General features: G+C 43.0%; 24 protein-coding genes and 1 pseudogene. 17 read left to right on the plus strand and 8 right to left on the minus strand.

Translation table 11 applies throughout. The features are described from left to right. Window positions 1-50 precede the first annotated feature (50 nt). The 5 genes and pseudogenes from aroD (at window position 51) to AOQ70_RS00235 (ending at window position 5,657) form a co-directional block, all read left to right on the plus strand. A complete protein-coding gene (gene aroD, locus AOQ70_RS00215; RefSeq protein ID WP_059374448.1) occupies window positions 51-767 on the plus strand; it encodes a type I 3-dehydroquinate dehydratase in 717 nt (238 codons plus the stop codon). Window positions 768-805: 38 nt separating this feature from the next. Next, complete coding sequence (locus AOQ70_RS00220) at window positions 806-2,566, plus strand: thiamine pyrophosphate-binding protein (protein WP_059374383.1); 1,761 nt, start codon at window positions 806-808, stop codon at window positions 2,564-2,566. Between the two features lie 23 nt (window positions 2,567-2,589). Continuing rightward, window positions 2,590-2,970: a cupin domain-containing protein gene (locus AOQ70_RS00225; RefSeq protein ID WP_039176346.1), complete on the plus strand. Its 381-nt coding sequence runs from the start codon at window positions 2,590-2,592 to the stop codon at window positions 2,968-2,970. Between the two features lie 124 nt (window positions 2,971-3,094). Continuing rightward, window positions 3,095-4,297: a CaiB/BaiF CoA transferase family protein gene (locus tag AOQ70_RS00230; protein ID WP_081378194.1), complete on the plus strand. Its 1,203-nt coding sequence runs from the start codon at window positions 3,095-3,097 to the stop codon at window positions 4,295-4,297. A gap of 45 nt (window positions 4,298-4,342) precedes the next feature. Beyond that, window positions 4,343-5,657: pseudogene (locus AOQ70_RS00235) on the plus strand (MFS transporter). A gap of 43 nt (window positions 5,658-5,700) precedes the next feature. Here AOQ70_RS00235 and AOQ70_RS00240 read toward each other — a convergent pair. Continuing rightward, window positions 5,701-7,059 (minus strand): hypothetical protein, encoded by a 1,359-nt coding sequence (locus tag AOQ70_RS00240; protein WP_059374385.1) that lies wholly within the window; start codon window positions 7,057-7,059, stop codon window positions 5,701-5,703. Between the two features lie 148 nt (window positions 7,060-7,207). On the opposite strand from AOQ70_RS00240, the gene AOQ70_RS00245 reads away from it, so the two are divergent. Continuing rightward, window positions 7,208-7,981: an IclR family transcriptional regulator gene (locus AOQ70_RS00245; protein ID WP_039176354.1), complete on the plus strand. Its 774-nt coding sequence runs from the start codon at window positions 7,208-7,210 to the stop codon at window positions 7,979-7,981. An 85-nt stretch (window positions 7,982-8,066) separates the two neighbouring features. Then, a complete protein-coding gene (locus tag AOQ70_RS00250; protein ID WP_003214270.1) occupies window positions 8,067-8,624 on the plus strand; it encodes a shikimate kinase in 558 nt (185 codons plus the stop codon). A gap of 39 nt (window positions 8,625-8,663) precedes the next feature. Here the strand turns inward: AOQ70_RS00250 and AOQ70_RS00255 are convergent, their stop codons facing one another. Continuing rightward, window positions 8,664-9,437, minus strand: coding sequence for a class I SAM-dependent methyltransferase (locus tag AOQ70_RS00255; RefSeq protein ID WP_059374386.1), 774 nt, complete (start codon window positions 9,435-9,437; stop codon window positions 8,664-8,666). Between the two features lie 116 nt (window positions 9,438-9,553). On the opposite strand from AOQ70_RS00255, the gene AOQ70_RS00260 reads away from it, so the two are divergent. After that, window positions 9,554-10,471, plus strand: coding sequence for a LysR family transcriptional regulator (locus AOQ70_RS00260; protein WP_059374388.1), 918 nt, complete (start codon window positions 9,554-9,556; stop codon window positions 10,469-10,471). 243 nt (window positions 10,472-10,714) lie between these two features. Here the strand turns inward: AOQ70_RS00260 and AOQ70_RS00265 are convergent, their stop codons facing one another. Beyond that, the gene (locus AOQ70_RS00265; RefSeq protein WP_059374391.1) at window positions 10,715-11,500 is read right to left on the minus strand and encodes a carbon-nitrogen family hydrolase; all 786 of its coding nucleotides are present in this window, start codon (window positions 11,498-11,500) and stop codon (window positions 10,715-10,717) included. Between the two features lie 247 nt (window positions 11,501-11,747). On the opposite strand from AOQ70_RS00265, the gene AOQ70_RS00270 reads away from it, so the two are divergent. After that, entirely contained in the window at window positions 11,748-12,704 is a 957-nt protein-coding gene (locus tag AOQ70_RS00270; RefSeq protein ID WP_059374393.1) for an acetylxylan esterase, read from the plus strand. 35 nt (window positions 12,705-12,739) lie between these two features. On the opposite strand, the gene AOQ70_RS00275 is transcribed toward AOQ70_RS00270, so the two are convergent. Then, window positions 12,740-13,054, minus strand: a complete 315-nt coding sequence (locus AOQ70_RS00275; protein ID WP_024424319.1) for a hypothetical protein — start codon at window positions 13,052-13,054, stop codon at window positions 12,740-12,742. 92 nt (window positions 13,055-13,146) lie between these two features. Between AOQ70_RS00275 and AOQ70_RS00280 the strand changes: the two genes are divergently transcribed. The 5 genes from AOQ70_RS00280 to AOQ70_RS00300 all read left to right on the plus strand — a co-directional run bounded on the left by AOQ70_RS00280 (window position 13,147) and on the right by AOQ70_RS00300 (window position 19,357). Next, window positions 13,147-13,917, plus strand: coding sequence for a nucleotidyltransferase domain-containing protein (locus AOQ70_RS00280; protein ID WP_059374395.1), 771 nt, complete (start codon window positions 13,147-13,149; stop codon window positions 13,915-13,917). Between the two features lie 161 nt (window positions 13,918-14,078). Then, entirely contained in the window at window positions 14,079-14,996 is a 918-nt protein-coding gene (locus tag AOQ70_RS00285; RefSeq protein ID WP_058837292.1) for a proline dehydrogenase family protein, read from the plus strand. 23 nt (window positions 14,997-15,019) lie between these two features. Beyond that, window positions 15,020-16,567, plus strand: a complete 1,548-nt coding sequence (gene pruA / locus AOQ70_RS00290; RefSeq protein WP_047202099.1) for an L-glutamate gamma-semialdehyde dehydrogenase — start codon at window positions 15,020-15,022, stop codon at window positions 16,565-16,567. Between the two features lie 126 nt (window positions 16,568-16,693). Further along, a complete protein-coding gene (locus AOQ70_RS00295) occupies window positions 16,694-17,926 on the plus strand; it encodes a PucR family transcriptional regulator (protein WP_059374397.1) in 1,233 nt (410 codons plus the stop codon). A gap of 132 nt (window positions 17,927-18,058) precedes the next feature. After that, window positions 18,059-19,357: an arsenic transporter gene (locus AOQ70_RS00300; RefSeq protein WP_059374399.1), complete on the plus strand. Its 1,299-nt coding sequence runs from the start codon at window positions 18,059-18,061 to the stop codon at window positions 19,355-19,357. A gap of 118 nt (window positions 19,358-19,475) precedes the next feature. Here the strand turns inward: AOQ70_RS00300 and AOQ70_RS00305 are convergent, their stop codons facing one another. After that, window positions 19,476-20,153, minus strand: a complete 678-nt coding sequence (locus AOQ70_RS00305; protein ID WP_041088991.1) for an amino acid ABC transporter permease — start codon at window positions 20,151-20,153, stop codon at window positions 19,476-19,478. 12 nt (window positions 20,154-20,165) lie between these two features. Then, the gene (locus AOQ70_RS00310) at window positions 20,166-21,038 is read right to left on the minus strand and encodes a transporter substrate-binding domain-containing protein (protein ID WP_039176396.1); all 873 of its coding nucleotides are present in this window, start codon (window positions 21,036-21,038) and stop codon (window positions 20,166-20,168) included. Window positions 21,039-21,219: 181 nt separating this feature from the next. Between AOQ70_RS00310 and AOQ70_RS00315 the strand changes: the two genes are divergently transcribed. Next, window positions 21,220-21,549 carry a YckD family protein gene (locus tag AOQ70_RS00315; RefSeq protein WP_039182972.1) on the plus strand — a complete coding sequence of 110 codons (330 nt, stop codon included), beginning with the start codon at window positions 21,220-21,222 and terminating at the stop codon, window positions 21,547-21,549. Between the two features lie 42 nt (window positions 21,550-21,591). Here the strand turns inward: AOQ70_RS00315 and AOQ70_RS00320 are convergent, their stop codons facing one another. Further along, on the minus strand, window positions 21,592-22,356 hold the full coding sequence (locus tag AOQ70_RS00320) for an MBL fold metallo-hydrolase (RefSeq protein WP_058837296.1): 765 nt from the start codon (window positions 22,354-22,356) through the stop codon (window positions 21,592-21,594). Between the two features lie 115 nt (window positions 22,357-22,471). On the opposite strand from AOQ70_RS00320, the gene AOQ70_RS00325 reads away from it, so the two are divergent. Both AOQ70_RS00325 and AOQ70_RS00330 read left to right on the plus strand, forming a co-directional pair. Continuing rightward, window positions 22,472-22,888 (plus strand): Lrp/AsnC family transcriptional regulator, encoded by a 417-nt coding sequence (locus AOQ70_RS00325; RefSeq protein WP_039176401.1) that lies wholly within the window; start codon window positions 22,472-22,474, stop codon window positions 22,886-22,888. Between the two features lie 28 nt (window positions 22,889-22,916). Further along, window positions 22,917-23,723: an aminoglycoside N(3)-acetyltransferase gene (locus AOQ70_RS00330; protein WP_059374401.1), complete on the plus strand. Its 807-nt coding sequence runs from the start codon at window positions 22,917-22,919 to the stop codon at window positions 23,721-23,723. Between the two features lies 1 nt (window position 23,724). Here AOQ70_RS00330 and AOQ70_RS00335 read toward each other — a convergent pair whose 3' ends face one another. Next, a complete protein-coding gene (locus tag AOQ70_RS00335; RefSeq protein WP_059374403.1) occupies window positions 23,725-24,111 on the minus strand; it encodes a competence protein ComJ in 387 nt (128 codons plus the stop codon). Window positions 24,112-24,172: the final 61 nt, after the last annotated feature.

Consider the following 24,172-nt stretch of genomic DNA (forward strand, 5'->3'; position numbering starts at 1 on the left):
TGAATGCATTTCAGCAAAAAGTAAAAAGTGTGCAGACAGGCGGTCCGCCAATGATTTGTACGCCGCTCATCGGACAAACAAAGGAAGAATTGTTTCATGAGGTCGAGGTGTTAACAGAGAAGAAACCTGATGTGATCGAGTGGCGGGCAGATTTTTTTCATCACCTTCATGACAAGGAACAAGTGATAGAAACCCTTAAGGGAATGGTAGAAAAGGCAAAGGGCATCCCATTTTTATTCACCATTCGCTCTGAAAAGGAGGGCGGCGAAAGTATATCACTCTCCGAAACTGAGAAAGTTTCTTTGCTTGCCGAGCTTTGTTCCACGCAGCTTGTGGATGCCGTTGATTATGAATTGATGCAGGATGTGGCACATATACAGCAAGTCAGTCAGGCGGCTAAAAGAAATGGCGTCACCTTGATTGTGTCGTATCACGATTTCTATCGCACCCCTGAGATAGATCGTCTCGTGCAGCTACTCGTCAATGCAGAATCAGTCGGCGCCGACATCGCAAAGATCGCAGTGATGCCGCATTCCTATGACGATGCATTAACACTGCTCTCAGCGACCAGCCATGCGAAAAAGCAGCTGTCAATTCCCGTGATTTCGATGGCAATGGGGGAATACGGGGCTTTTACAAGAATGGTTGGTGGACTTTTTGGATCTGTCATGACCTTTGCTGTAGGGAAAGAAAGCTCAGCTCCCGGGCAAGTCGCGATACAGGATTTGAACAATGTTCTATCTATTGTGTTTTCAAAGAATAAGTGAGTAGCAGATTCATAGCTGCAACGTGAGAGGAGAGAAACATGAAGAAGAATATTTCTACACAGGTTATTCAGTACTTAGAAAATCGGGGAGTCGAGCATATTTTCGGTCTCTGTGGTCATACGAATATTGCTTTTTTATCAGCGCTTGAAAAAAGCTCGATTCAATTTGTAAATGTCAGGCATGAACAGATAGCAGCACATGCAGCAGATGGTTATGCGCGAGCAAAGAAACAGACGGCTGTTGTTCTCAGTCACCTAGGTCCTGGACTCACCAATGCGGCAACAGGTGTGGCGAATGCAGCACTTGATTCCATTCCGATGGTTGTCATTGCAGGAGATGTTCCAAGTCATTACTACGGAAAGCACCCACACCAAGAGATCAATCTTCATTCCGATGCCTCTCAATACGAAATTTACCGGCCGTTTGTGAAAAGAGCATGGCGAGTCGATATTCCAGAATTATTTCCAGAGATTTTATCAAAAGCATTTCAGTTAGCTGAAAGCGGCCGACCTGGCCCGGTGCTTATTTCTGTTCCGATGGACGTGTTCTCAAAAGACCTAGATGTGTCCCTGTTTGAACAAATGAACCATCATACACACACCATTGAAAAACCTTCTATTGATGATCAAACGGCCAATCGGATATTAGACCGATTGCTGCAGGCAGAAAGGCCGCTCTTATATGTAGGGGGAGGCATTTTACTAGCTGATGCAGCTGAAGAATTAAAGGCATTTTCTGATCATCTAAGTATCCCTGTTGCTCATTCTTTGATGGGGAAAGGAGCCATGCCGGATGATCACCCAATGACCCTTGGAATGACAGGATTTTGGGGGACAAAATTTATTAATGATCAGTGCAAAGAGGCGGACTATATATTGGCTTTAGGCACCCGTTTTGCTGAAGCTGATGCGAGCTCGTGGGAATCGGAGTATACGTTCAATTTCCAATCAACCAAGCTCATTCATATTGACATTGATCCGAATGAAATTGGCCGGAACTACCCTGTTGAAATTGGAGCGGTAGCCGATCTCAAGCAGGCACTGACCGTACTCAATCGCGTGGCGAAAGAAAGGCTGCCAGAAGGTATCGATCGCCCTGAACTGAAAAAGGACATTGCGGCATATCGTGAGGAATTTCAAAAGAGCAATTTGACGAATATTCAAGACGAGTCTTTCCCAATGAAACCGCAGCGTATTTTGCAGGAAGTGCGGGAAGTATTGCCGTCAGATGCTTTCATTACAACCGATGTTGGCTGGAATAAAAATGGGGTAGGACAGCAATTTCCTGTATTCACTCCAGGCACTATTTTAACCCCAGGCGGTTTTGCAACCATGGGATTTGGAGCCCCTGCCGCACTTGGAGCAAAGATTGCCCAGCCTGACCGTGTCGTTGTGTCACTAGTTGGAGACGGTGGATTCGGTCAAAATCCATCCGTTCTCGCAACAGCCGTTGAAGAAAACATTCCTGTTGTGTGGATTGTGATGAATAACAGTGCGTTTGGCACAATAGCCGGCTTGCAAATGGCGCACTATGAAACGACGTACGGCACTGTTTTTAGAAAAGGTGGAGAAAGCTATTCTCCGGATTTTGCTGCCATTGCGAGAGGTTATGGAATGAAGGGGATTAAAATAACTTCTGCGTCTGAATTCAAAGAAGCTTTGGCTGAAGCCATTACCTCTCAGGAGCCTTGCGTCATTGATGTAGCGATGAAAAATGATCCTGTTCCTACAGATGGACATTGGAATATTAATGACATTTATTCACCAAATACAAAACGCTCACATGTCAGTGTGAACTAAACATTACTAGGGAGGAATCAACAATGAAAATTAAAGTATTGAATCCGTTTCAAGATGGGAACCCATTATGGTTAGGCTTAGATCGTCCAGAGGAGCAAATGATTCGAAAGGTATTTCAAACGATTACACCAGATACCGTTGGATCAGAGCATATGATGGCGGGTCTCACCATTTTTGAACCAGGGGAAGCAAGTTCAGTGCACAATCACCCGGGTTCAGAGGAATTTGATTTTGTGATTAAAGGGTCCGGCGAAGTCATTTGTGATGGAGAAAGGCAGCCCTTTAAACAAAATGATTTTATGTTCATTCCTGACGGTGTCCCGCACCAGCATGTGAATACAGGCGATGAACCTTTATGGCTCATTTGGCTCTACACGCCGCAAGGGCAGCTTCCGAAGGATTAAAAACCAGCACCGGTAAGCCCTGCTTTTGAATCATCAGGGCCTTACGGGTCAATCAGAAAGATGAAAAGGGCTAAATTAGAAATGATTTTAGCCCTTCATCACTTGAATGAAAGGGAGTCAAGCAATGAATATGAATACACCGCTTGAAGGAATAAAAATATTAGACGTCTCTACAATGATCGCTGCACCCTATGGCGCGGTGCTTCTAGGGGATTTTGGAGCAGAAGTCATCAAAGTCGAGATTCCTGGTAAAGGCGATACGCTGCGGCATGTCGGCCCTTTTGCAGATGGGGAACCACTTAGATGGTCAGGTCTCTCACGGAATAAGAAATCCCTTACACTGGATCTGCACAAAGACGAAGCAAAAGACATTTTTAAAAAGCTTGCAGCTCAGGTCGATGTACTGATCGAAAATTTCCGTCCTGGAACACTCGAAAAATGGGGCGTTGGGTACGATGTGTTAAAAGAAATCAACCCTCGTTTAATTATGATTCGTGTATCGGGTTATGGTCAAACGGGCCCGTTTAAGGACAAGGCCGGATTTGGAACGCCAGCGACGGCGTTTAGCGGCTTTACATATATTCAAGGGTTTCCAGACCGGCATCCAGTCAGCCCTTCATTTTCTCTAACTGATTATATTGCTGGCATCTATGTGGCATTTGCTACTGTGACAGCGATGTATTACAGGGATACACATCCAGAAGGAACGGGGCAAATGGTGGATTTGGCCCTCTATGAATCTGTGTTTCGTATGTTAGAGTTTTTGGTTGCAGAATATGACAAGCTTGGGAAGGTGCGTGAGCGTTCACCGGGGCTAAGCGGTCATTCAAGCCCTGCTGGTACCTATGAGACAAAGGATGGGCATTATTTGGTTCTTGTAACAAGTACAGATTCGACCTTCAATCGATTGGCTGAGGCGATGAATCGATTAGATTTATTAGAGAATGAAAAATTCGCGGTTAATGCATCCAGGCTGAAGCATAACAAAGAAATGGATGCGATTGTTTCGCAATGGATCGCGTCGAAAACAAGGGATGACGTATTAGAAATTCTAGATACTCATGGTGTCCCTGTGAGCCCGATCTTAAGTATTCGGGATATTTTTGAACATCCACAATTTAAAGCAAGAGAGAATATCGTCGAAGTGCATCACCCTCGACTTGGAAAAGTGAAGGTGCCTGGGATCATTCCGAAGTTTGAAAAAACACCTGGAAGTATCCGTCACATTGCACCTGATTTAGGCGAACATAATTATGAGATTTTAACAAATATGCTTGGCTTAACAGAAGAAGAGTGTAAGCAGTTAGAAGAAAAAGGGGTTATTTAAGACGTTCAACAGAACCGCACGCTGCGGAAACAAAGGAGGATGGTTATGAAAGTGCATTCAGAACTGAAGGGGAATGAATTGCAGCCCGCATATGTGAAACCAACGAAAGCCCGTTTTGGCATATTGATTCTGTTGTTTTTTATTACCGCTATTAATTATATTGATCGAGCCAGTGTGTCCATTGTTGCGCCTGCTATTCAATCTTCATTGCAATTAAATCCTGCTTTATTAGGTCTGATTTTTTCGGCATTTAGCTGGACATATACAGCGATGCAAATTCCAGGCGGTTTTATTCTCGATAAATTTGGCTCAAAGGTAACGTATGGGATATCACTCGTTACTTGGTCTATTTTTACAGGCTTACAAGCGTTTGCGAACAGCTTTGCCTTTTTATTTGGCTGCCGTTTGTTTATTGGGATTACAGAATCTCCCGCATTTCCTGCAAATAATCGTATTGTCACTACATGGTTTCCAAGGCGGGAACGGGCTTTTGCAACAGGAGTATACACAGCTGGAGAGTATGTGGGTCTTGCATTTGCGACACCTCTTCTTTTTTGGATCATGACGACTTTCGATTGGAGAACCGTCTTTATTACGGCAGGTGCGCTCGGTATCATATTTGCTTTCTTTTGGTACAAGTATTATCACGAACCGAAAGAGCATCCGAAGATAAATGAAGATGAGTTAGAATTAATCCGGCAAGGCGAAGGGCTGACCGTCGCATCACAGGAGAAGCTGAAATGGGCAGACTTTGCCGCCCTTCTGAAATATCGTAAATTGATCGGGCTCTATATTGGCCAATTCTCTGTTGCGTCTACACTTTTTTTTCTTTTTAACATGGTTTCCGACCTATTTAGCAGAGGCGAAAAATATGGCGTTTCTCAAGGTAGGTTTTGCTGCATCTCTTCCTTATATTGCCGCATTCTTTGGGGTCTTGTTTGGAGGTTATGTGTCTGATTGGCTGCTTAAAAAGGGCGTATCAGTGAATGTAGCGAGAAAGCTGCCGGTAGTGGTTGGCTTGCTGATGACGAGTACCATTGTTTTAGCAAACTTTACAACGAATATCCCGCTTGTGCTGACCATTTTATCCATCGCTTCATTTGCGCAAGGACTGTCTAATATCTCTTGGACGATGCTGTCCGAGGTGGCACCGAGGGAAATGGTTGGGCTTGCTGGCGGCGTATTTAACTTTTTGTCTAATTTAGCTGGAATCATCACTCCGCTGATTATCGGATTCATCGTGTCGGCGACAGGCTCTTACAACGGGGGAATTTTATTCGTCAGTTTAGTCGCATTAGGCGGGGCATTGTCGTACATTTTCATTGTTGGTAAAATTGAACGTATCCAATTAAAACCGTAGTGGGAAAGCAAAAGAGAACTCATATCAAGACGAGTTCTCTTTTTTATGAATAAAAAATAACGGTGATAACTGTTGCACATGCGATACCCATGCTGATATAAAAGCCAGCAAACCAAATATTCCACCGAGTGATACGGTAAGGGTTGACCTTCATCAAATCTGCCAATAAGGAGACAGAAACATTAAAAGGGCTAAACATAACAGTTGATGTGCCAGCAACGATCAGCATGATAGCAATGGGAAGAGCAGGCAGTTCATGAATGACAGGTGTCATCATGCTGACTAATAAAGCAAGCGAGACGAGCGGGTGAAAACCGCAAAGAGCGGTGATCAGAAAATACAACCCGATGACACAATAAACCCAAATGGCATGGTCTGCTATACTGACAATAAATGCTTGAATCGGCTGCATACTGTTTGTGGCAAGCAGCATATCGACAAAGAAGCCGGCACTTAAAAATAGACACATATAGTTGGAGAGCTGATTGGTTCTTTCTTTCCAATGAGGCACAGAGACCGCTATATATTGTTTTCTTTTTTTGATAACAGATGAGAATAATAGAGCAAATGGAATAATTGTCAGCACAACAGCAAATAGATAGCCTTTTCCAATCCATGCATCGACAAGTGAGACGGCTGTCATAAAACTCAGCAGCATGAAAGCGAGCTGAAGGGTTTTTCGCTTAATTCGATGAGGATTGGAGTTTGTTTGTGCTGACTGAATGATGTTTGGTAATCGTTTGCTTTGCCGAGAAAAAAGCATCCAATCTGCCGCCAGCACCACGATCATTAAACCAAAAGTAATGGGTGCAATTTGATAATATTTTAGTTTGGTTGCATCAATGGTGACGCTGACTAGCACTTCAACAGGACTCCAGCTTAAACATAATGCATATGACCTTAAGAGGTTGCGTGTATAAAGATGTTGCTGCACCTGTTTTTTTAGGGATTCCAGCGACGGTTTGAGTGATGTATATAGTAAGGGGATCGTCGCGATATTTAAAAACATGCCAAGAATATGAGTGACAAATGAACTCTTGCGATAAAGCTGGTTTGGACTCGTTGTATGTAGTGTGAGCAGTTTATTTAATTGTGTATCGAAATGTCCAACATGTATGAGAGAATGAATAAAAGGCAGCATGAAAAATAAAGAAAGCAAGCCTAGCATGGAATGAAAGTGAAGAACAAACGTATGCAATGGCTGGCCGGATAAGAAGAATAAGAACAAACCAATGATGAGAAACACAGCACCTGTTTTCAAATAAAGCCCACTGGCTTTCTTAAAAGAAATGGTGAGCGAGATAGCGGCCAGCAGACCAACAAAGTAGGAGAGTATGGGAGCAGGAAATAGTTGATGAACAATATATAAGCTAATCAGAAGTGTAAAAACGACCAGGTACATTCAAATATCTCCTCCATCAAACATCTTCAATTGATTTTATTCCGTCTAGTAGAATTTGTTTTCTTTTAGTGGAACATTTAAAATGGATTATAGCAAAATCGATCGTTTATGTCGATAAGAAATCAAAGAGGAAAAGGAGAAAGTGAACATGGCTGATAAGAAGTCAAAAGAAGAATCAGGACTGCGTACGGTTCAGCGCGCTTTGGATATTCTTTCTTGTTTTAGTGAAGAACGTCAAGAGCTGACGCTAACGGATATTTCAAAAGAGATGAATTTAGCAATGTCTACGACAACGAGACTGCTCAAGGCACTTGAAATGAATCATTTTGTGGAAAAGAATCAAGAAACAATGAAATACCGATTGGGTCAAAGGCTTTATCTTCTCGGATACATTGCAGGGAAGTCCATTCAATTGAGAGAACTGGCTAAACCACTCATGTACGCACTTCGTGATGAAACAAAGGAAACCGTCAACCTGTATGTACTCGATTCAACAAGCAGGGTTTGTATTGAACAAGCGGAAGGGCTGCAATCGATTCGGCATCTTGTCAAGATTGGTGAGAAGCTGCCATTATACGCAGGTGCAGGCGGAAAGGTATTATTGGCATTTCAAAGTGAAGAATTTCAACAAAAAGTATTTGCGGCTGAGGCTGATCATGTGATGGGAGACGACTGGAAAAAGGAACGTAAACATATTCTTGACACGTATACTTCTTGCAGTATCGATGAACGAGAGGTAGGATCTGCAGCAGTAGCGGCACCAATCTTTAATATTCATGGGGAAGTGAAAGCTTGTTTATCCATATCTGGTCCAACCCATCGGTTTACTGAAGAAGTCATTCCCCAGTTGCAGCAAAAAGTGAAAGAACAAGCACAGAGGCTCTCTGAACAGCTCGGCTACGTCGTTAAACACAATTTTTAAGATGGTCTATCTTTTCGCGCTCCATTTATCATATAATAGAAACATTATGTAGCATTCCTTGTCGTAGGGAGGACGTGTCACGACCATGAAAATCAATAGAGAAATTCCTGTAAGACAGCGGAATATTGTCCTCATTGGCTTTATGGGTGTTGGAAAAACAACCATTGGGCAGCTGGTTGCCAAAAAGCTATATAGAGATTTTATTGATGTCGATCAGGAGATTGAGAAAAAGTACAACATGACGATTCCAGAGATGTTTCAGCAAAAAGGAGAAGCATTCTTCAGGCAGGCTGAAAAGGATTATATCGTCGATTTATGTGAACATACACAGCTCAAGATCGTTTCTCTTGGAGGCGGTGCATTCAAACAGGAAGAAATCAAACGCGCCTGCTTGAAGCATTGTACCGTTCTTTTCCTAGACCTGTCTTGGGAGAATTGGAAGCAGCGGCTGGATATTTTAATTGAAAACCGTCCTGTTCTTCACAACCGGACGCTTGATGAGATGAAAGAGCTGTTTGAAGAACGCCGGGAAATTTATTCTCTTCATAACTCCAGAGTGGAGACAGATCACTTAGAGGCTGAGGAAGTCGCCAATTATATTGTGGACACACTCAAGCTTGGCTGGGATTTATATTCGAAATAAAAAAAGTCTACCGTTTAGGGTAGACTTTTTTCTATCAGTTTAATGCTTGATTCCTTGAAGCAATGCAGCTTTTAAACAGAAAGAAATGGGCTGATGCTGTGCATCGAATTGAAGCTGAAACAGCTGCTTTGTGTCAGGATCTGCGGCTTGAAGGTGGGAAACGATCTCCTTTTGAACGTTCTCTGGTGTGCGTCCACGTATAATCCAGTCCTGATAATCAATGTGCAGATCCCAGTAACGAATCTCGTTTTGAGTCAATTGGTTGGCTGCGAAAAGCTCTTTCCATTCTGATAACGAGCTTTCCCGGACATGAGAAGGGTCTCTCAGTCTATTTAAGTGATTAATGAATGAATCCTGTGCAGTGTTTTCAGGTGCATAATGATCGACGAGCAGAAATTGGCCGCCTTTTTTTAAGACTCGGCTGATTTCAGACATGGCTGCCGGAAGTTCTGGAAAATGGTGAGCGGCAAATCGGCACGTCACTAAATCAAATGATTCATTAGAGAAGGGCAATGCTTCTGCGGCTGCCTGCTCAAAAGTAATGTGGGTCAGTTGGCGTTCTTCCGCAAGTGCTTCAGCAACCTCGATCATCTTTTGTGTGACATCAATACCGATTCCTTTAGAGATGACGTCTGAAAAGGAAAAAACGGTATGTCCTGCCGCACAGCCAATATCAAGTAAATGCTCATGTCCCGTCGCATTTGCTGCTGTTTTCATCCATTCCAGCTCTTCTCCGGCTGCAAATATAGGTGAATCTCGATAGTTCTCGGCATTTTGTGAGAATTGGTTCTCTGCTTTAGCATATGGATTCATTTCTTTTCCCCCTTTGTGGTCTCTTTATCGTAGAATTCCTTCTGTTATTTGTCTAAGACATAAAAGATATGGCATGAATAGTTAAAACCTATGAGGTGATGAAAGTGGATATACGAATGATGGAATATGTCATAGAAGTGTACCGGCAGCAAAGTTTTACAAAAGCAGCGGGTCAACTTCACATTGCACAGCCTTCTCTAAGCCAGCAAATAAAGAAGCTGGAAGAGGAATTAGACACACCACTATTTATTCGAAAATATGGACAAGTAACGCCCACACCTCAAGGGAGACGATTCATTAAAAGGGCTGAGAATATTTTGAAGGAAAGAGATGATTTGCTGCGTGAAATGGGAGAAGCAGCTTATGAAATCGGGAAAGAGCTGAACATTGGAGCGCCAGCAGTGACAGGGGGATATGTCTTGCCCGGTTTATTAAAAACCTTTTGTCAAACGTATCCTCATGTTCACGTTCAACTGATAGAAGAGTCTCCGCGTGAGCTCGAAAAACTTCTATTGGCTGGAAAGCTGGATTTGGCTATTTTATCGATGCCTGTCGAGCACGAATCATTGAAAACGAAACAAATGCTGACAGAGCCGCTCCTTCTTGCAGTTCCGCAAGCTGCTCAGCCCTGGTTATCAGAGGCATTGAACGAGATCATTGAGCAGGCAGGGCAAAAAGAGACCGGTCACGAAATCGTTCCCTTTCGGCTTCTTGAAGGTATCCCATTTATTTTGTTGAAAGAGGGATACGGTTTTCGGCAAGTGGTCACTGAACTGTGCTGTCATCATGGTTTTCAGCCAAAAGTGGCTTTTGAAACAAGTCATATTCAAACAGCACAGGCAATGGTCAAAAACGAACTAGGGGTGACCGTTGTGCCGAAAATGGTGGCACAAGAGGATAGGAACCAAGTCACTTATTTGCAAATTGATTCATGCCCAACCCGCACACTTGTGTTTGCATATGTGGAAGAAAGGTATTTAACGAAAGCCGCTCAAGCCTTCATGGACCTATATCAGAATCAAGGGAAAGCTTAAACAAACGTTTAATTAAACGCAAAAAGCAGGGGAGCACCCTGCTTTAAGATTGGTGACAAAGGGCTAAAATGATCTAGATTTTAGCCCTTTGTCTTCTTTTCAGCATGATAGAAAACCTTTGCAGTTTAGGAAGGACGAGCACCGGAACGGAGCGAATTTGACATTCGTGAGTACCGGCGCGCAGACCTGACAAAGAATGCGAGGGTTTGTCTACACGCTGAAAGCAGGGGAGCACCCTGCTTTTTAATATAAGTCCAGACGCTGATCCGTCATAACCGGAATTTGCTGCCTGACTTCATCCACTAGCTGAAGATCAATTTCCGCATAATAAATGTCTTCGTCATCGCTTGTTTCAAGCAGTATGCGGCCGAGTGGATCAATCACCATGGAGTGTCCAGGGAATTCTGTGTCTCTGCTTGTGCCTGTTCTGTTTACAGCAATCATAAATGACTGGTTTTCAATCGCTCTTGCGATGAGCAGGCTGCGCCAATGGTCCACTCTTGCTGACGGCCATTGCGCCGTATTGACGAGCACCTTCGCTCCTTTGTTCACAAGTGTTCTGGAAAGCTGCGGGAAGCGGAGGTCATAGCAAATCATCGCACCAATCGTTACATCTTCACCATAGTCAAATAAACCAAGCTGATCACCAGCGGTTAAATAATTGTGCTCATCCATTAAGCGGAATAAATGAATTTTATCATAATCTAACACAAGCTCACCTTGGCGGTTAAAGACATACATCGTGTTGGTGATGTTTTCATCTTCTGTCCGCTTATTTAATACACTGCCTGCGATGAGATACACCTGATGCTTACGGGCAAAGGAGGAAAAGAGCTGTATTGTGCGTTCACCGTTTACATCCGCAAGCTGATCGGCTTGCTCAAGGGCGTAGCCGGTATTCCACATTTCGGGTAAAATGATCAGATCCGGCTGCTCGCGGACCGCTTCTTCTAAAAAAGCTTCTGCTTTTTTAAAATTCACTTCAGGTTCTCCAATTTGTACGTCCATTTGGACAAGGGTGATTTTCATAGGGATTCCTCCTTTTTTCGCTATATGTCATGTGAAAATTCATGAACGATCGATCATCTTCATGAATATATTGTAAAGGATGATTCTGTCTGAGAACATCTAGTCTTTATGGTCAGTTTCTTTATCATAAAGGTTTCCATCATCTTTGCCAATAGAAATGTCAGAAGGTTTTGTTAAATGACTTTCTCAATCAAGAAATGAGTGGTATGATATATATAACTAATAAAACAAAGGGGAATAGTAGGATATGCAATTGTTCGATTTATCATTAGAAGATCTAAAAAAATATAAACCAAAGAAAACAGCACGTCCTGATTTCTCAGACTTTTGGAAGGCATCGCTTGAAGAACTGCGTCAAGTGAAGGCAGATCCAGCGCTTGAACCTTATGACTATCCAGTGAAAGGGGTCAAGGTGTACCGCCTGACGTATCAAAGCTTTGGGCATTCTCGAATTGAAGGCTGGTACGCGGTACCAGATCAATCAGGTCCGCATCCAGCGCTCGTTCGTTTTCATGGCTATAATGCCAGCTATGATGGCGGCATTCACGACATTGTCAACTGGGCGCTGCATGGCTATGCGACATTTGGTATGCTCGTCCGCGGTCAAGGCGGCAGTGAAGATACGTCAGTGACACCAGGCGGTCACGCTTTGGGATGGATGACAAAAGGCATTTTATCAAAGGAAACCTACTATTATCGAGGTGTTTATTTAGATGCGGTTCGTGCACTCGAAGTCATTCAGTCCTTCCCGGAAGTGGATAAACAACGGATCGGCGTGATTGGCGGAAGCCAAGGAGGCGCATTAGCGGTAGCCGCTGCAGCCCTTTCAGACATTTCGAAGGTCGTCGTGGCAGATTACCCTTACTTATCAAACTTCGAGCGTGCAGTGGATGTGGCATTGGAGCAGCCTTATTTAGAAATCAATTCGTACTTTCGGAGAAATAGTGATCCGGAAGTGGAAGAAAAGGCATTTGAGACATTAAGCTATTTTGATTTAATCAATCTAGCTGGATGGGTCAAACAGCCAACATTGATGGCGATCGGGCTGATTGACAAAATAACCCCGCCATCTACTGTGTTTGCGGCATACAACCATTTAGAAACAGAAAAAGACCTGAAGATATATCGCTATTTTGGACACGAATTTATCCCGGCGTTTCAAACAGAGAAGCTCGCCTTCTTACAAAAGCACTTGCTCAAATAAAAAAACAAAGAGGCCGCTCTAGGAGGGCCTCTTTTTTAATAACTCGTATTCTGCCTCGTTTTTTCATCAGGCACTAACGCTGTGATAATGAGGGCAAGAGCTGTGATGATATGCAGGATGAATCCGAGTATCGGAATCCAGGCGAGGCAGGATGTGATAATCCCAATGATGCTGCCAATCATTGGTCCTTGGTCTCGCTTCGATAAGACGAGTGTGATAATATGCAGAATAAGCATGACCATGAGCGGTGAATAGCCATTGCTAATAATAAATAGTCCTCCGATGACAGGGATGGCAAGACAGGCTTCAAAAATCCCGGTGATCCATTTCATGATGCGAGATATAGACATGAGATCCAACTCCTTTTTCATATATGTCTTATTCGTATTTTACCAAATCGTGATGAAGTCATGCAGATTTCTATAGAAAGAGTTGATGGTTGATGAGAGAGAGAATCAAGGAAGAGCTGAAAATCATCGAAGAAACGTATGACGTCAAGATTTGCCTCGCGGTCGAATCAGGCAGCAGAGCATGGGGATTCCCTTCGACTGATAGTGACTACGATGTTCGTTTTTTATATGTGCCTCGAAAAGAATGGTATTGGGCGATGGAAGAGCATCGTGATGTCATTGAACGGCCGATTGATGACATGCTTGATATCAGCGGCTGGGAGCTTAGAAAGGCACTTCGCTTATTCAATAAATCGAATCCGTCCATCATGGAATGGCTGTCTTCTGACATCATCTATGCTGAATCCTTCTCTTTGGCAAAGCAGCTAAGAGAATTAAAGGATCGAGCGTTTTATCCCGCAGCATTGATGTATCATTACCTCAATATGGCGAAGCGGAATGAAAGCAGGCATTTGCGAGGAGAGCAGGTGCGAATCAAGAAGTATTTCTATGTGCTTCGTCCGCTGCTTGCCTGTCAGTGGATTGAACGCTACCGGACGGTTCCGCCGATGGACTTTCATGAATTGTTGCAAGAGCTTGTGGAGGATGGACCGCTTTTAGCGGAAATCCATGAGCTGCTCAAACGTAAAATGGACGGCGAAGAAATGGATGTAGAGAACCGCCTCGCTTATGTCCATCCATTTATCGACAAAGAGCTCGCGCGATTTGATGAATTGGTGAAAAGCTACAATCAGCCGAAAGACAACCTGATGCAAGAATTAAATGAGCTGTTGCAGTCTACCCTTGATGAGGTGTGGGCGTAAGCAGGGAAGAGCCAGCCGGATCGCGGCAGGCTCTTTTTTATCTGTTATTGTGATAAAACCACAAAAAAAGTCAGAATTTTTGTCATCTTCAAATATTGTAGCGGACAGCTTATGAGCCTTACAATAAAGACATAGCTTACAAAGAGTGGGAGGTGCCCTTTATGGAGTCGGTCACAAGAAATTTCTTCTTGTTTTTGTCAAAGAGCAGTCTCTTGAACCATATTGCTCGTAATTGGGGAAGTGCTGTTGCATCTAAGAAAATCATCGGAGGGAAGGACTTTGAGAGTGCCATCCCTGTCATCAAACGATTAAATGACCAAGGAATGGCTGTGACAGTTGATCACCTTGGTGAGTTTGTCACAAAGGCAGAGATTGCAAATGAACGGACGACTGAGTGTATTCAAACCATTCAGCGGATTGCAGAGGCGGGACTCAATTCTCACGTGTCACTCAAAATGACATCACTTGGCCTGGATATTGACGATGACCTTGTGTATCGCAATATGAAAAGGATTTTAGATACGGCAGAGAAGCACCGTATCATGGTGACAATCGATATGGAGGATGAACAGCGCTGTCAAAAAACGCTGGACATTTTTAAAGAGATGAAATCTCAATATGAGTATGTCAGTACGGTCTTGCAGGCGTATTTGTACAGAACAGAAAAGGATCTTGATGACCTAAATAAGCTGCAGCCATTTTTAAGACTTGTAAAGGGTGCCTATAAGGAATCCGCCGAAGTGGCGTATCCAAACAAAAAAGACGTCGATCAGAATTATCAAAAGCTGATCGAAAAGCAATTGCTCTCAGGGAACTATACAGCCATTGCGACACATGACGATCGAATGATTGAGTTCACGAAAAATATTGTGAAAAAACACAATATACAGACAAGTCAGTTCGAATTTCAAATGCTGTACGGCATGAGATCAGAAACGCAGCAAGCACTTGTGAAAGAAGGCTATCAAATGAGGGTCTATACTCCGTATGGACGAGAGTGGTATGGCTACTACATGAGACGTCTTGCAGAACGGCCGGCAAACATTGCCTTTGCTTTAAAAGGAATGACGAAAAAATAATTTGAAACGGGAGCGTGACAAAAATGACAACACCTTACAAGCATGAACCATTCACGGATTTTAGCCAGGAAGAAAACCGCAAAGCGTTTGAACAAGCATTAGCTAAAGTAACAGAATCACTTGGTCAAACCTATCCGCTCGTGATAAATGGAGAAAGAATTGAAACGAAAGACAAGATCGTTTCAATCAATCCAGCGAAAAAGGATGAAGTGGTTGGAACCGTCTCAAAGGCCGGGAAGGAAGAGGCAGAACAAGCGGTTCAAGCAGCAGCGAAAGCATTTGAAACATGGCGCTATACGTCTCCTGAAGAAAGAGCAGGCGTATTATTCCGTGCTGCGGCAAGCATTCGCCGTAAAAAGCATGAGTATTCAGCCCTTCTTGTAAAAGAAGCAGGTAAGCCTTGGAATGAAGCGGATGCAGATACAGCAGAAGCGATTGACTTCCTAGAGTATTACGCTCGTCAAATGCTGGAGCTGGCGAAAGGCAAACCAGTGAACAGCCGCGAAGGGGAACGCAATCAATATGTGTACACACCAACTGGCGTGACGCTCGTCATTCCGCCGTGGAACTTCTTATTTGCCATCATGGCAGGAACAACAGTAGCGCCAATCGTCACTGGAAATACAGTTGTTTTAAAACCAGCAAGTGCGACGCCTGTCATTGCAGCCCGTTTTGTGGAAGAGCTTGAGCAAGCCGGTCTTCCAAAGGGTGTTGTCAACTTTGTACCAGGAAGCGGAGCAGAGGTTGGGGATTACTTAGTAGATCATCCGAAAACAAGTCTGATTACATTCACTGGATCAAGAGAAGTAGGGACTCGTATCTTTGAACGCGCGGCAAAAGTGCAACCGGGCCAGCAGCATTTAAAACGTGTCATTGCTGAAATGGGCGGTAAGGATACAGTAGTTGTTGATGCGGATGCAGATGTTGAATTAGCGGCTAATGCCATTTTCACATCAGCCTTCGGGTTTTCAGGTCAAAAATGTTCAGCTGGATCGCGGGCAGTCGTCCATGAGAAGCTGTATGACCAAGTGGTTGAGCGAGTGAAGGAAATCACAGAAACGAAAACAACAGCCAATCCGCTTTCTGCGGATGTTTACATGGGACCTGTCATTGATCAAGCGTCCTTTGACAAGATCACGGATTATATCGAGGTTGGCAAACAGGAAGGCCGCTTAGTCACTGGCGGAACGAGTGATGATTCGGAAGGATACTTTATCCACCCGACCATTTTTGCAGATCTTGAGCCGACTTCCCGTTTAATGCAAGAAGAAATCTTTGGACCAGTGTTGGCTTTCTCGAAAGTCTCAAGCTTTGATGAAGCACTTGAGGTAGCCAATAACACAGAATACGGTTTAACAGGTGCTGTCATTACGAATAATCGTGATCACATCAACCGTGCGAAGCAGGAGTTCCATGTGGGGAACCTTTACTTTAACCGTAACTGCACAGGTGCCATCGTTGGTTACCACCCATTCGGCGGCTTCAAAATGTCAGGAACGGATTCAAAAGCAGGCGGTCCAGATTACCTAGCTCTGCACATGCAGGCAAAAACGATTAGTGAAATGTTTTAATATGGAAAAAGCATGAACCTGAACTGATGGGTTCATGCTTTTTTTGCCTGTCTGCGACTTGTTTCTATACAAATCTGACTGGAAAGAAGTATGATAAATGTATCACTTAATCAGGGAGCAATCGGGATGGAAGAGATATTAGAAAAGCTTCATACATTTTTTGATGTCGATAAATTAATTGCATTTATTAGCGGATATTTAAAGAAGCCAGTCATTTTAGAAAGCACAGAGTGTCAGCTCCTTGCTTATAATTCTTACAGCATTCAGCAGTTTGACCCAGTCAATCAGCAAACGATTTTCTCCAAGGAATGTCCGGGGTCTGTGGTCGATTGGTTAAAGAAAACAGGGGTAATCGAGCGGCTTTTCGCGGAATCAAAGCCTTTTTATGTGAGCGGTCATGACGAGCTCGGATTTAATCGGCGGGTGGCTGTGAGCGCCAAGCATAAACAAGAGGTAGTAGGCTTTATTTGGGTGCAGGACATTGAGGATTCCCTCACTCAGGAAGAGCTGCAATTTTTACACGAAGCTTCCTTTCAGGTTGGAAAAGTGATATATAAGAATAAGAAACAGCTTGAGAAAAAGGAAGGCAAGATTGAAGAGTTTTTCAAAAAGGTCATGGATGATCATTTTTATACAGAAGAAGAGCTGAAATGGGAGGCTGAGAACTTAAGCATTCCACTGCCAGCCGTATTTACCGTTATGGTCGTGCACGCTGCCGATAACAAAAGTGAGACGGCAGAAGATGTGAAGGATGTCATTCGAACGTATTTGCAGCTAGAGGATAAAGTGAATCACGTCTATTCGGTTCAAGCAGATATCGTGGTTATATTAGGCAGCCTGTCAGATCGGCACTCACCGAAAGCGACTGCCGCTGATGTCATCGCACATCTGCAATCGAAAACACATGCACATCCCTCCCCTTTGTATATCGGAATGGGAAGAGAGTATCGTGATGTCATGAAAATGAGTACAAGTCGATTTGAAGCGATAGAGGTCGTCAAGGCAGTGAAAATTGTTGGAGGACAAGACCTGATTCCATATGATTATGAGAATTTAGGGGTCTTCCGGTTTTTAGACTCCATTTACAGCCATCAAAAAAAGAAAAACGACTTCAATCCAGATTTGTTACGTTTGAAGGAAAAAGACCGCGAAAGTCAAACTTCGTATTTTAAAACGCTTGAAGTCTACTTATTGAATAACTGCAAGTTAAAGCCAGCAGCGGAGCAGTTGTTTATTCATCAAAATACATTAAACTATCGAATGAAACAAATTTTTGACATGACTTCGATCGACTTAAGTCATTTTAGCCAGCGATGTGAGTTATTTATTGAATTGATGCTGATGAAAAAAGATCAATAATATATGATGGAATCCGCAGGTGCACGGATCACCTGCGGATTTTCATGTGACATGCGAAAATGGCATACAACTGATGTATTTCGTTGTATGATAGATAAAGATTTTATGAGAAAAATGAAAGGGGGGCCACCTTTGGGTTCAGTCACCTTAGCCATTTTGATTTTCATCATGACCCTCGTCCTTGTCATTTGGCAGCCAGGACGTGTCACCATAGGATGGTCAGCATGTGGGGGTGCCATTCTTGCGCTTGCCTTTGGCGTCGTTCATCTAGGCGATGTATGGGAAGTTACGCAAATTGTATGGAACGCCACCTTTGCTTTTATTGGTATTATTATCATTTCGTTAATTTTAGATGAGATCGGTTTTTTTGAGTGGGCTGCACTGCATATGGCAAAAGCTGCAAGAGGCAACGGTGTCCGCATGTTTATTTATTTAACATTGCTCGGCGCTGTTGTGGCTGCTTTTTTTGCCAACGATGGAGCGGCACTGATTTTGACCCCAATCGTCTTATCTGTCGTGAGAGCGTTGAAGCTGGATGAGCGCATGGTGCTACCTTTTGTGATGGCAAGCGGCTTTATTGCAGATACAACCTCCTTGCCATTTGTCATTAGTAACCTGGTCAATATCGTATCAGCCGACTATTTTCATATTGGTTTTCTAGAATATACAGCAAATATGTTCGTGCCAAACCTTGTGTCGCTTGGGGCGAGCATGCTGGTTCTGTATGTGTTTTACCGAAAGCTTATCCCAAAAACCTATGATCTGTCACAGGCGAAAGAGCCGGCATCAGCTATTCGAGATATCCGTATGTTCCGTTTGTCTTGGTATGTGCTCGGCTGTCTGCTTGTTGGTTATTTTGCGGGCGAGCTGATCGGTGTTCCAGTGTCCATTATTGTAGGCGGGATTGCTCTTGCTTTCTTGTGGCTGGCGAGAAGAAGTCCGCAAGTGGCGACAAAGCGAGTGATCAAAGAAGCGCCGTGGTCCATTGTATTTTTCTCGATCGGTATGTATGTCGTCGTATATGGACTGAAAAATGTTGGCCTTACTGAAATATTGGCGGCATGGATCGAGCAAGGGGCATCACATGGCTTGCTTGCAGGAACGATGTTTATGGGTGTACTTGCCGCAGTGCTGTCCTCTGTGATGAACAATCTGCCGACCGTTTTAATTGATGCGATTGCCATTGGACATACAGATACAGCAGGTGTCATGAGAGACGGACTGATTTATGCCAATGTTATCGGCTCCAACCTTGGACCGAAAATGACCCCAATCGGCTCATTGGCGACATTGCTGTGGCTTCATGTCTTAAAGAAAAAAGGCGTTCATATCTCTTGGAGGGCTTACATGAAAGCCGGAATCATCCTGACCATCCCAACGTTGATCCTCACTTTACTCGGATTATATGTGTGGTTATGGCTTATTCATTAATTATCGTGTAGAACAAACCCTCGCATTCGCCCGCAGGTCTGCGCTCCGGTGCTTAGGGCTGCAAAGGTTTTCTATCATGCTGAAAAAGAGCAGATCCATGAGATCTGCTCTTTTTTTGCTACAGATATTTCGCATAGCGTTTTTCTAAAAAGTCCTGAAGCAATGAGACAACACTGCAAATGCCCCAGTAAATGAGTGCGACCAAAATATACATGGTCATATAATCAAATTCTCGTCCGCCTACAATTTTTGCTTGCTGGAAGAGCTCTGGTACAGTAATCATCGCTGCCAGTGAGGAAGCTTTGATTAAATCAAGCATGACATTGGTTAATGGCGGCAAGGCGATGCGGACGGATTGAGGCAAAATGACACCGCGCATCGTTTGCCAATAGCTGAGACCTAATGATTTAGCGGCTTCCACTTGTCCATTTGGAACAGAGGAGAGGGCCGCCCGATTAATTTCTGCAATATAGGCAGCACTATTGAAGCTGAACCCAATAATAGCGGCAGTGACTGCTGTAAACTCAATGCCGATATAAGGGAACCCAAAATAAAGAATAAACAAAATCACCAGAATGGGCACGCCTCGCATGAATGAGATATACAGCCGTGCAGGCAGCTTAAGAATCCATGAATTCGCCATCCTGGCAAGAGCGATAAAAAAACCAAGAATGGTACCAAAAAACATGCTCACAAAGGAAATGAGCAGCGTCAGCCAGATGCCTTTCATGACAAACGGAAATGACGCCTTTGCCAGTGCAGGATTAAATATATATTCTAAATGAATATCTCCCACGATTGCGGCTCCTTATTTGGAAATGTCGACATCTTCGACATCAGCATCAATTTTCTTTGAGACGTCTGCATGATTAAAGAATTTCTCAGAAATCTTTTTCATTGTCCCGTCTTTTTTCATGTCGCTTAATACACGATTCAATTCTTTTTGAAGCTCTTTGTTGTCCTTCTTCATGACAAATCCTTGTTCATTCGGCATGTATTTCAAGTCAGGGTGAATCGTAATATTTAATTTAGGAAATGCAGCAAGAGCCAGTGTCTGCAAGTAATAATCATTTAAAATGACATCTGTTCGGCCGTTTGCAACATCCTTTAAGTATTGCTCGTTTGTCGCATTATCATAAATGACTTCCTTTGCACCGTACTTACGAGCGACATCCATGTAAATCGTCGTGGCAGCACCTGCTGCTTTCTTTCCTTTTAAATCTTTTAAAGTTTTAATGCCGGATAAATCATCTTTCCGTACGATAGCCGTTCCGTAGGAATATTTATAAGGGGTTGAAAAGGCAAACTTGTCTTTTCTATCATCTGTGATGTCGATATCATTTGCAGCGGCATCCACTTGACCAGAATTAATGGCGCTCAGCATCCCGTCATAACCCATTTCTTTAAATTCTACTTTCACATCAAGACGTTTAAACGCTTCTTTGACAACTTCTACTTCATAGCCAGTTAATCGATCCTTGCCATTAGAAGTATCATGATAAGAAGTTGGATAAAGGGTGCCTGAAGTTGCAACCACGATTTTTCCTTTCTTTTTAATCTCATCCCACTTTGTGTCTCCAGATTGAGATGAGCCTGATTGACTGCAAGCAGACATGATAAGGATGCAAGCAGATACAACAAGCATGATCCATATAGATTTTTTATGATAAAAACGACTCATTTAAGAATCCTCCTCTATTTTTTATACAAAACAAAACATAGCACGCTTTTTCTGATAGGACAACGTTTTCAGAAGAAAAGTGAAAAAGTAAGAATATTATAAGCAATTTGCGTGTTGAAATAATGTATAAAAAAGGAAAGTAAGCGCAAAATAAAGGCGAATAAAGGAGGGAACAACAATGATGAAAAAAATAAGCGGTTTGATCATCTTGTCGATGATGCTGTTATTTGGTTTTCAGATAGAAACGGCTCATGGAGAAACACCTCAAATGGAAAAGCGCCCGGTGACACATCAAGTGAAATTAACAGCAGAACAACAAAAACAAATTGAAATCCTTGAGCAGCAAATTCTTTCTAAACGAAAAGCAGTCATTGAGAAATATGTACAGTATGGCGTGTTAACAAAGGAACAAGGCACACACATCACGAAACGAATGGATGAGCATTACAATCATTTGAAAAAGAACGGATTTGTTCCATTGCTGAAAAAACCACAGCACCATCGCCCATAATAATGATAAAACCGGCAGCGAGGTGCCGGTTTTTTATTGTGATCAGAAGGTGAGACTTTCCCCATCTTGAGGGACAAAAATGGCTTGATCTGCATGATGCTCTTGAATGTAAGCTTCCAAAGCAGCTCTTGTTAACAAGCAATGATTCACAGCTTCAAGATGACAGGCGACAATTTGAGCTTTTGGCTGAGAACGGTGAATGTCTAAAATTTCTTCCTTAGTCATGGTAATCGGATCGCCTTCTAAAAATTGAGCAGCTCCGCTATTGACCACAATGACGTCTGGCTTGCATGTATTCACAACCTCTTTCGGTTCATCACACCAAATGGTATCACCTGCAATATAAAGGGTAGGTTCATCAGGGTGAGAGAAAACAAAACCGCTCACCTGCCCCATTCGCTTCGCCGTTTCTCCCGTCCCATGCTGTCCACCTGTACGTTTAATATGAACGCCGCAAATGTCCATTTCATCTTCAATGCATGTGACATGCTGAAATCCAGCTTCTTCAACTTCTTTTCGATCCTTCTCCGATTGAGTATAAATTGGCCCATCTTGAGCTAATTTCCTTTTGGCCTCGTCGTCAAAGTGGTCCACATGTAAATGAGAGAGTAAGACAGCATCTGGGTGTAACAGACTGTCTAAATCTATGTTTACGGGAAGCTCCACAATAGGGTTGTTCAAATGTTGATTGGCTGTATGAGGGAACGGTGGATATGTTCCTTTTGCTGCCAAAAAGGGATCGATTAAAAAAGTTGAATGACCATAGTGAAGGTATAAAGTAGCATTGCGAATGAGTGTAATTTTCATAAAAAGGCCTCCTTTTTTTCTGATTAAGTTTACAGTATATTAAAAGAGTTCTATGTGACAGAGGATCATGAAAGTCTTTTATCGGAAGGGCTTGATTTTTGAAAGAGGTGAGCCAATGCTAGACCAAACAGATATGAATATTTTAAAAGAACTATCAAAGAACAGCCGATTAACGATGAAAGCTCTAGGTGAAAAAGTTCATTTAACCGGCCAAGCTGTTGCAAATCGGGTGTTAAAGCTAGAAGAAGAAGGCGTGATCGAAGCATATACCATTTCAATTGATTGGCAGACGCAAAAGACGATTCAAACATTTTTGCAGCTCTATACCCGGAGTCATCATCATGAACCACTTCTGTCGTTTCTTTATGAAAAGGAAGAAATCAAGAATTTGTTCAAAATAAGTGGTGAGGGCTGTTATATGGCTGAAGGACATTTCTCGAGTCATGATGAGCTTGATCAGTTTTTAACGGAGCTGACAAATTACGCAAATTACAAACTGTCTATTGCGGTTAAACGTCTCATTCATCAATAATCGAAGAGACGCAGGAGGAAAAGGAACGATGCAAAAATTAATCGAAAATCAAGCTGAACCGATGACAAAGGAAACAATCAAAGCAGACTTGGAACAACTTGGTGTGAAAAAGGGCATGATTTTATGTGTTCACTCATCTTTATCATCCATCGGCTGGGTAAACGGAGGCGCTGTAGCCGTCATACAAGCATTGATGGAAACCTTAACAGAAGAGGGGACACTCATTATGCCGGCACAAACGTTAGAGCTTTCTGATCCTGCCGATTGGATTGATCCGCCTGTTCCTTATTCATGGTGGAAATCGATCAAAGAAACTATGCCTGCATTTGATCCAGCTTACACGACGCCAACAGCAATGGGAAAGGTAGCGGAAACATTTTGGAAATACCCAGGCGTGGCGAGAAGCAATCATCCCCATTTTTCATTCACAGCCTGGGGAAAAAGAAAACATGAAATTCTGAAACACCATGCACTTTCCTTTGGATTAGGAGAGCATTCGCCTCTTGGTCGCATGTATGATCTTCATGCTCAAGTGCTGCTGCTTGGTACAACATTTGAAAGCATGACAGCTTTTCATCTAGCTGAATATCGAATCCCCCAGCAGGACCTCATGACAAGAGGAGCCCCTATTTTAGAAAATGGGTGGAGGGTATGGAAAGAGTACCAAGATATCATCACAAGAGAAGAACTATTTGAACAGATTGGCCGTGATTTTCTGCAATCTGGAGGCATCCATCAGCACAATCAGATCGGACTTGCCAGTTCATATTTATTGCCAGTGAGAGAATCGGTAGACTATGCGGAAAAGTGGCTTGATTTATACGATCAGTCGTAATCTACACTGTTTGGAAATTTACATAATAAACGTCTTGATCAGGCTGCTGTGAGGTATAGCAGGTAAGCTGATAGTCTCCTTTTGGAATGGAGAAAGACAGTACATGAGCCATGACGCTTGTGATATAAACTTGATCCCTTGTATGCGTAAAGGGCACTGTTATAGCTCTATCAACTGATACTTGGGGCTCATCGCTATTTAATGTCACAATAATAGACGCCTTTCCATTATTGATTCCTTCAAAGGAAACTCCCTGATCTCCAGTTGCGAATCCTTGGAGAATGTCCTCATCTGTCCAATCAATGATAGGTGGTGTTTCGCTTCCGGTGTATACCGTGATTTGGTGGTAGGAGATAGATAGAGAATAGGTTTGATTTAAGTGGTTCATATAAAAAACTCCTTTATTTATGGGTTTTCGTTGAAACGTAAATGGTTGAAAGAGTCATTCT

This window comes from Bacillus sp. AM 13(2015) (assembly GCF_001518755.1).
In the GTDB taxonomy this organism is placed as follows: Bacteria; Bacillota; Bacilli; order Bacillales; family Bacillaceae; genus Bacillus; species Bacillus safensis.

Bases quoted from the DNA above. Each gene is read 5' to 3' on its own strand.
- AOQ70_RS00335 (WP_059374403.1), bottom strand. From the start codon at position 24,111: ATGAACCACTTAAATCAAACCTATTCTCTATCTATCTCCTACCACCAA.
- pruA (WP_047202099.1), top strand. From the start codon at position 15,020: ATGACAACACCTTACAAGCATGAACCATTCACGGATTTTAGCCAGGAA.
- AOQ70_RS00245 (WP_039176354.1), top strand. From the start codon at position 7,208: ATGGCTGATAAGAAGTCAAAAGAAGAATCAGGACTGCGTACGGTTCAG.
- AOQ70_RS00330 (WP_059374401.1), top strand. From the start codon at position 22,917: ATGCAAAAATTAATCGAAAATCAAGCTGAACCGATGACAAAGGAAACA.
- AOQ70_RS00225 (WP_039176346.1), top strand. From the start codon at position 2,590: ATGAAAATTAAAGTATTGAATCCGTTTCAAGATGGGAACCCATTATGG.
- AOQ70_RS00275 (WP_024424319.1), bottom strand. From the start codon at position 13,054: ATGTCTATATCTCGCATCATGAAATGGATCACCGGGATTTTTGAAGCC.
- AOQ70_RS00255 (WP_059374386.1), bottom strand. From the start codon at position 9,437: ATGAATCCATATGCTAAAGCAGAGAACCAATTCTCACAAAATGCCGAG.
- AOQ70_RS00220 (WP_059374383.1), top strand. From the start codon at position 806: ATGAAGAAGAATATTTCTACACAGGTTATTCAGTACTTAGAAAATCGG.
- AOQ70_RS00250 (WP_003214270.1), top strand. From the start codon at position 8,067: ATGAAAATCAATAGAGAAATTCCTGTAAGACAGCGGAATATTGTCCTC.
- AOQ70_RS00310 (WP_039176396.1), bottom strand. From the start codon at position 21,038: ATGAGTCGTTTTTATCATAAAAAATCTATATGGATCATGCTTGTTGTA.
- AOQ70_RS00240 (WP_059374385.1), bottom strand. From the start codon at position 7,059: ATGTACCTGGTCGTTTTTACACTTCTGATTAGCTTATATATTGTTCAT.
- AOQ70_RS00230 (WP_081378194.1), top strand. From the start codon at position 3,095: ATGAATATGAATACACCGCTTGAAGGAATAAAAATATTAGACGTCTCT.
- AOQ70_RS00320 (WP_058837296.1), bottom strand. From the start codon at position 22,356: ATGAAAATTACACTCATTCGCAATGCTACTTTATACCTTCACTATGGT.
- AOQ70_RS00325 (WP_039176401.1), top strand. From the start codon at position 22,472: ATGCTAGACCAAACAGATATGAATATTTTAAAAGAACTATCAAAGAAC.
- AOQ70_RS00260 (WP_059374388.1), top strand. From the start codon at position 9,554: ATGATGGAATATGTCATAGAAGTGTACCGGCAGCAAAGTTTTACAAAA.
- AOQ70_RS00315 (WP_039182972.1), top strand. From the start codon at position 21,220: ATGAAAAAAATAAGCGGTTTGATCATCTTGTCGATGATGCTGTTATTT.
- AOQ70_RS00270 (WP_059374393.1), top strand. From the start codon at position 11,748: ATGCAATTGTTCGATTTATCATTAGAAGATCTAAAAAAATATAAACCA.
- aroD (WP_059374448.1), top strand. From the start codon at position 51: ATGATTTGTACGCCGCTCATCGGACAAACAAAGGAAGAATTGTTTCAT.
- AOQ70_RS00285 (WP_058837292.1), top strand. From the start codon at position 14,079: ATGGAGTCGGTCACAAGAAATTTCTTCTTGTTTTTGTCAAAGAGCAGT.
- AOQ70_RS00295 (WP_059374397.1), top strand. From the start codon at position 16,694: ATGGAAGAGATATTAGAAAAGCTTCATACATTTTTTGATGTCGATAAA.
- AOQ70_RS00280 (WP_059374395.1), top strand. From the start codon at position 13,147: ATGAGAGAGAGAATCAAGGAAGAGCTGAAAATCATCGAAGAAACGTAT.
- AOQ70_RS00265 (WP_059374391.1), bottom strand. From the start codon at position 11,500: ATGAAAATCACCCTTGTCCAAATGGACGTACAAATTGGAGAACCTGAA.